The following is a 5522-nucleotide window of genomic DNA, read 5'->3' on the forward strand; positions in this document are numbered from 1 at the left end:
CCGCCGTGGTTAACTTTGTCCAAGCTGTCACCGTTCGATCGAGTAAAGGCAGATTAACCACATTATAGCCGCGACTGCGGGCCAACTCATCCAAATGCTCGATCGCACTGTCCACCTCTACCCCCATCACCCGTTCCCCTAGAAAAACACTATCGGGTTCCATCCCCTTTGAACTAGGCACGAGAGCGAGACTATATTCGCCTCTAACCCAGCTAAAAACGTCTTCAGGCAAATTTAAACCTAAAGGCGACTGGAAGCGGTTTAAGACCTGTGTTATTAATTCCTGTAGGGGACTATCTGCTTCTAAACCCTCCTCTACCTGAGTCCAAAAACGATTTAAATCGCGACTAGCGGCGACTAAAAGGCTATTTTCGCCGATAAAAGATAATGCTCCCACGGGACTAGATAAAATTAGTGCTTGGTCATCCTGTCCTAAGACTCCAATTAAGGCCGAACGCGCGCCCTTTTCAAATCCTATAGTAATCATAGCAATTACCGTCGGTTGGATTGACCCAAGGAAACCCCACAAAAAGCCATGGGAGGAGGAGAATAGCGATCGCTCATTCAGACGGATTGAGGTGTTGGCTGTTGGGTTTCGTTTTCCCCCTAAAATTGAGAGGTTTTCTTTAACCTATTGATTCGCTCAACCCGAGAAAAAGGACTAGACCGCGCCTAATTGCCGTAGGACTTCCATAACCTTTTCATAGGCCGCAGCGTTTCCTTGCTGGCGGAACAGTTCGGCGGCTTGTCGGAAATCTCTTACCAAGAGTTGGCTGAATATCGGTGTAAGTTCTGCTAAAAAATGGTTTTGGGCTTTTTTTGCCCAAAAAGTGGCAGAAACAATGGCGAAGAGTCCTGCTTCACAGTGTAAGAGGTTATTCTATTATTCTGAGTTGCCCTGCTGACCACCGACTCCTAACCCCATCAACAAACTTTTTCAGCAAATCCTAATGTAACAAATTGTTTCAGTTTAGTATTTATACTTAGTAGCCGAGCCTAGAATGGTTGTAGGTCTAAACGTGGATAGTTTTAAAACTCCTTGTGGATGACTTGCTTGACTTAATTGTTGGATTATATATCTGGATTGACTCAAAATTGGTGGCGCAAAAAATCTCAGATACTTTCATCATCTTCTTGGTAGCGAGGTGAGGTACTGACTGGAAGAAGGGCAAAGGGGGAGTGAGTGTTTTCGTTTTTTTGTCTCTCTATACAAATTGAGGATAGATTTATATGGATACTAAAATATTATTTCTTAATCTCTCTAACGATGATGATAACTTTAGCAAATATCGTCAAGAAATGTTGGGAACGATAGAAAATTTATTAAACAATGATAAATCAATCGAACTCAAAAAATACAAAGAAAATAAAGATGAAAAAAAACTATTTTGTAATGATCTGAGTGATATCGATCTTTTGATTTTATGGGTTGATAGCGAACATTGTAATGACTGGATTTACTTTAGCGAAAAGATAGAGAAACAGAGCCAGATTTTGGGATTTTTTGTCATTTTTGGAATTGAAGAAGACCAGATAGAAGATAATATGGAAAAAGCGATGATGAGGAACATATATCCCTTCATTTGTCCAATAAATTATACGAATTTTAAAGCATATCTACAGGCAGTTGTATCGGAAATAAAATATAAAAAATCTCTGGAAAAATTTAAGCAGGATATATGGAGAACTGATAACTTAGATTCTTTGGTCAATAGGGCTTTTGAATATTTAAAAAGGGATCCAGTCGGGTATGATAGGGCTAGTATCTCATTAGTTGACAACCGAACTGAAGAAGGTAATCGATATTTATTTAGGTATGATCCTCAACCGGGTTACGATCAACAAAGTGGAGCCAGTTATCGTGCCGATCGAAACCTTCAGAAAAGTATCGAAAAAGACAGGCTAATCAAAAATGTTGATAGAGACACAGTATTAATCATAGATAAGATTCAAGACAAAAACAAAGAAAAGGAACTAGATGAATTGGGTTGGACGAAAGAGGCTGCAACAGAGGATATTATTTCTTGGATTGGATTGGCGGCCAAGTATCAAAATAGGACAATAGCTATTATTACTCTCGATCAAACACAGGGAACGCCTTATGAACCGTCAGACTACAGACTTAGAGAATTTCTTAAAGATTTTGGTAGAATTTTTGCCCAAGCGATCGTAGAATTTTTCAAAAAAAGAAATCAAGAAGTCTTTGAAGAAATTATTAATGAAATGGGAGATGACTTAAAAAGCGAAGTTCTGATTACACAAATACTGCAAAAATTGAAAAATAAGCTCGGTTGCGATAACTGCAATTATTTTTCGGTAGCTTATGACTCTGACAAAAAGGAAATATTTCTTAAAGAATATGCTTCTGCTAAAGGTATTTTTTCCAAAAAAACAGAAAAAAGTACACATCCATTTAAAAAAGGTGTCGGGATTGTCGGTGCTGTGTTAGAGGATGGTAAAAGTAGAATTGTTCCTCACGCTTTTGAAGATAAAAATTTTGTTCCAACCCTCAAACACCCCGGTGATAAACTTTCTTTATTAGCGGTTCCAGTGATACCAATCAATAACAAAAATAAACCTAATCGTATAATTGGGGTGATTTGTTGCTATAAGAAAAAACCAGATTATTTTACTGTTTACGATCGAGACTTGATCGAAAGTATTGCTCTCAGTGCCGCTACAGTTATTGAGCGCACACAAACTTTAGAATTCTCGAACGAGATTAGTTCAGAAATGGCTACATTGGTGGTCAATCCAGACAAAACAGCATTACTTCGCCAAATTTGTGATTATGCGTTACAAGTTACAAGTGCAGGTTCGGCTAGTATTCATCTGCTTCAACATTTAGGTAATAATCAATATCGAGCTACGGGAGAACATTATACTTATCCACCTGGAAAAGAATCACCCCCTCGCTTAGAAGGAGAAAATACTGGTACTACTTTTCAAGCGATAAAGCTAAACAAAACTCTAGAATTTTCTAGAGAGAATGATAAGTTAGTTCTAGTATCTTCAGAGCAACCAGATAAGATAAGTGTTACTCCCGCTCCAGAACATCCGGATGTCAAATATAAGCTAGTTGTTCCCCTGAAAATCGCTGATGAAAAACAAAAATACTGCCTTGTGGGAGCATTATACTTGAATAAATATTCGGAAGAACCATTTTCTAAAGTTGAAAAATTTGCCGTGGAGCTATTCGCTAGTCAAGCGGCCAGCATTATCAACGACCAGAACATTTTATTGGAAAATACCTTCAGATCTAAGGCTCTCGAAGATTTTGCTGAAGCTATTCAAAACATAACTGCAACAGATAATACAGATAAATTGTTAAAAGATGTAGCTGAATATTCCTACTCACTGGTAAAAGATGATCTTAGATTTTTAGGCTATCCAAGTTGTTCTAATCTTGAGAAACAACAGGAAACTGAACAACAATGGAATAATTATGTATCAATACTATCTGAATTATTTAGCTATGTGGTAATCCGTAATATTAAAGGAGAGTGGCAACTCAAAGCCAATTGGCCTATGTATTCTTTCACGGGATATTTTGACTCAAATAAATCAGAAGGCATCTCAAGAGAAATTGAAAAGAGGAAATCTATAGCGTTTCCTAAGCTAGTGAGGTACAGCTATTTTTCTTCCCTTTTGCATGAGTGGCTAAAACCCATAACTTTTGTACCTCAGCAGACTGAAAAACGCTATAATATTTTTACCTATGATGGTTCTGAAGTTGAAGGGGAAAACCAGAATGATGGTGATATTTTGAAAAAATATGCCTTAAAAGATACCTCTCATTCGCTTTTAGCCGTACCCATAAAAGACAAGGACGAAAGGATAATTGGTGTGATTTGTCTCGAACATTCTCAACCTTATGCTTTCAAGGAATTACATCAGGAGGTTATTGAACATTTTGCTCGACAGGTGGCCATTGCTTTTCAAAAGAAAAACTTTGTGAATCTTTTAAGTAATCACAACAAAATTCTCGAAAGTCTTCACACATCTCTCGATAAAATAGTCCGAGAATCTCCTAAAAATATGCTATATAAAGCAGTTTCTGAGACTCGTGAAGCTTTAAAAGCTGAATCGGTTATTGTAATTCCATATAAGAAAAATATGATTTGCCAAGCATATTTTTCCATAGGTGAGGTTGTACCTACTCCAGATGAAGATTTACGCAGTTTCATCAAAGCTTTTGAAGAAATATCTTCAAATGTGTATAGTAAGGAGTCTGAACAATGGTTAGAGCCAAATAAAACCACAGAAGAACTCTTCAAAAAATTATCTATATCTCATGGATTGTGTCTGCCATTTTCTGCTGGTTCTAGTAAGAAAATAGGAGTTATGTGGATACTATTCTCTAAATCTCTTGATCGAGATCAAAGCAAGAAAGAGACTTACACATATACACTGTATGCTAATCAGATCGCTTTAGCCTATGCTAACTCTATGAAATTTGAAGAATTAAAATATAAAAGTGAAAAAGACCTATCGAAAGAGATAGATGAGGATCACAAACGTGTAAGATGGCAAGCGGGAGCATGGTTTTTAGGATCAATACTAGCTTCAATTGCTGGATTTTCTTTGATTGGTTTTGGTATCTACGATTTGTCAAAAAATAATCCGGGCTTTCTAAGTAGTGGAAGTGCGGCTATTTTTAGTGGTATAGTTCTAGAAGCCGTGACAGTGTTAACTTTTAATCAAGGTAAAGCTGCTAATGAGCGTTTGGATCATTATCATAAAGAGCTTTATAATACTGGTAAGTTAAATATTTTACTATCAGCGACGGAACAACTGGAACCAGAGATTGCCTTAGAAGAAAAACGAAAAATTATTCAGTCTATCGCTAATTCTTGGTTAAAATCACCTGATGAAACTAATAACAGTGAAAAAACTCAAGAGGTTAAGAGCGAGAATACACAAAATAAAACATGATCAAGGGATGTGGGTTATAGCGGATAATCCGATTAAGCGATGATTTGCAGACGTGATGATCACCTAACCCCTCCTCAACTTACGATTTCACTCCCAGGTTAAAGAAAATCGTTCCCCGACGCACAGAATTTTCGCTACCTTGGCTGCTAATAGTAAGAGAACGCAGATTATTAAATAAAGGCTTAATCGACAATTCTAACACCCGCACGATCGGGAATTTTGCCTCGATTACCGGTTGCAATTGTCGCCAATCGACGTAAAAATAACCATCATTTTCTGCGGGTAAAGCAGTAATTGCCTGTCGAAACTTACCACTGCTTAAAATGGGGTTTTTCTGGGCAGATAAAGCTAAACCCATCGCTTCCACAGAACTAGCGATAATTTCATAATTATCGACCCTAGTATGCACTCCCGTCACGAGCGTCTCTAGTTGCGCTTTTCCCTCTGGGACCGCCGTGGTTAACTTTGTCCAAGCTGTCACCGTTCGATCGAGTAAAGGCAGATTAACCACATTATAGCCGCGACTGCGGGCCAACTCATCCAAATGCTCGATCGCACTGTCCACCTCTACCCCCATCACCCGTTCC

General features: G+C 38.0%; 2 protein-coding genes and 1 pseudogene. 1 reads left to right on the forward strand and 2 read right to left on the reverse strand.

Going from position 1 to position 5522, the window contains the following annotated elements; genetic code table 11:
* Positions 1–460: pseudogene (locus IM456_RS15785) on the reverse strand (DUF3352 domain-containing protein); the annotation flags it as partial.
* Positions 461–1230: 770 nt separating this feature from the next.
* On the opposite strand from IM456_RS15785, the gene IM456_RS15790 reads away from it, so the two are divergent.
* Positions 1231–4935 carry a GAF domain-containing protein gene (locus tag IM456_RS15790; protein WP_287692463.1) on the forward strand — a complete coding sequence of 1235 codons (3705 nt, stop codon included), beginning with the start codon at positions 1231–1233 and terminating at the stop codon, positions 4933–4935.
* 79 nt (positions 4936–5014) lie between these two features.
* Here the strand turns inward: IM456_RS15790 and IM456_RS15795 are convergent.
* On the reverse strand, positions 5015–5522 hold a 508-nt coding region (locus IM456_RS15795), incomplete at its 5' end, for a DUF3352 domain-containing protein (protein ID WP_287705341.1).

The organism is Microcystis sp. M079S1 (genome assembly GCF_020246425.1).
In the GTDB taxonomy this organism is placed as follows: domain Bacteria; phylum Cyanobacteriota; class Cyanobacteriia; order Cyanobacteriales; family Microcystaceae; genus Microcystis; species Microcystis aeruginosa.

Excerpts from the sequence above, each read along its gene's own strand:
- IM456_RS15790 (WP_287692463.1), top strand. The coding sequence starts at position 1,231 with ATGGATACTAAAATATTATTTCTTAATCTCTCTAACGATGATGATAAC.